The organism is Hymenobacter agri (assembly GCF_054778495.1).
Window position 1 is genome coordinate 1 of record NZ_BAAGZM010000717.1, and the last position, 1,942, is coordinate 1,942.

Here is a 1,942-nt window from a genome sequence, read left to right on the forward strand (position 1 = left end):
GGCCCTGGGCCAGCTCGGTGAGCTGCAGGCCGGTAGTGACGACACGCATGGGCCGGCTCTCGTTGTGCAGGCGGTCGACGGCCGTGACGTAGTAGGCGTAGGCCTGGCCGGGCACGGCGGTGGTATCGACGAAAGTGCCGGGGTAGCCGGGGGCGGGGCGCACCAGGGCCAGAATGTGGCGCGGGTCGTTGGGAGTGGCTACTTCGTTGGCTTCGAAGCGGTAGAGCACGTAGTAGGTGGCGATGTCGCCATCGGCCGCCGGCGCGCCCGATTGCCAGTTCAGCGTCACGTAGTGGCTGAGGCGGCGCAGGGTGAGGTTGGCCACGGGCAGGGGCGGCATGGCGTCCATCCAGGGCATGGGCGGGATGAGGGCGGGGTAGCGGAACAAATTCTGACGCAGCGAGTCGGTGGTGTGCAGCGGGTTGGTAAGCACCGATTTGGCCGAGAAGAATACGCTGCCGGGCGCTTCACCATCGTAGCTGCGGTTCAGCCGAATCTGGCGGGGCAGCTCGCGCGGGTTGCGCCAGGTGGTGTCCGAGCGGGTGCTTTCGAGCATGCGGTAGGTGCCGTGCCCGATGTAGAGGTGGCGGTCGAAGTGGTTGCGCGTCCACCACTCCAGCAGCACGGGGTAGGGCACGAGCCGGAAATTCGAGCTCCAGTACAGCTGCGGCACGATGTAGTCAATCCAGCCCTGCTCCAGCCACAGGCGCGAGTCGGCGTACAGGTTGGAATACGACGGCTGCCCGGCACGGGTGTCGGAGCCCAGCGGGTCGGCCGACTTGTTCATCCAGACCCCAAAGGGCGAGATGCCGAACTTCACCCAGCGCTTGGCCGAGCGAATGCTGTCGTGCAGGTCGCGGATGAGGATGTTCACGTTCTGCCGCCGCCAGTCGGCCAGTTTGGCAATGCCCTCGGGGTTCTCATCCCGAAAAGCGGCTTCGTCGTGAAACACCAGCCCCGGCGCGGGGTAGGGGTAGAAATAGTCGTCGAAGTGCACCGCGTCGATGTCGTAGCGCCGCACCACGTCCAGAATCACGCGGGTGATGTGGGCCCGCACCGCCGGCAGGCCGGGGTTATACAGCAGCTGCCCACCGTAGCGCAAAAACCACTCGGGATGCTGCCGGTAGGGGTGGTTGGCGGCCAGCCGGCGCGTGACGGAGTCCATCGTGGCGCGGTAGGGGTTGAACCAGGCGTGGAACTCCATGCCGCGCCGGTGCGCCTCGGTGATGAGGAAGGGCAGGGGGTCGTCGCCGTTGGCCGGGGCCTTGCCCTGCGTGCCGGTCAGCCACTTGCTCCAAGGCTCGATGTCGGACTTATAAAAAGCATCCGAGGCAGGCCGGATTTGTACGAACACCGCGTTCAGGCCGGCGCGCTGGCCGGCACCGAGCAGGCGGCGGTAGTCGCGGCGGTACTGCTCGGGCGCTTCGCCGCGCTGGTTGGGCCAGTCGATGTTCTCGACGGTGGCAATCCACATGCCGCGCAGCTCGCGCTTGGGCGGCGGGGCATCCTCGGCCAGGGCCTGGGCGTGGGCCGGGCGCAACAGACCACCACTCAGCAGCCCCAAAATCAACAAAAGCCGGCCAGCGGCAGAAAAACGAACCATCAAACGAAAAGCAACAAGCTGAATACCGGCCGCAAATTACGCCAGCGCCGGGCGGCTCGTCTGCCTTTTTGGCCATCGCGCTGGGGCCCGGCCCCGGCGTTGCGGGCTTTCTGAGTGGCGCGCCGGGTTTTTAAGCGGAACTCCATGCTTTATAGGCCCCGTGGCCAGCGCCGCCACTGGCGGCGCTGGCGCGTATGGACAGGCCGGCTTGGTGAATAGCACTCTTTAGAAAGTGCGTGGCTGGCTGGCGGACCGATTAGTCGGCCGGCGCAGGCGGCGCGGGTTGAAAAGCCGGGGCGTAGTCCCGCGCAAAGTCGGCGAAGGCGCGCGGGGCCGCCC

At 66.8% G+C, this 1,942-nt stretch carries 1 protein-coding gene; it reads right to left on the reverse strand.

Annotation, left to right across the window (positions count from 1 at the left end; genetic code table 11):
- Nucleotides 1-1,603 (reverse strand): glycoside hydrolase family 10 protein (locus ACYVDE_RS21360; RefSeq protein WP_460503559.1); only part of this gene is annotated, 1,603 nt, incomplete at its 3' end.
- Nucleotides 1,604-1,942 lie beyond the last annotated feature (339 nt).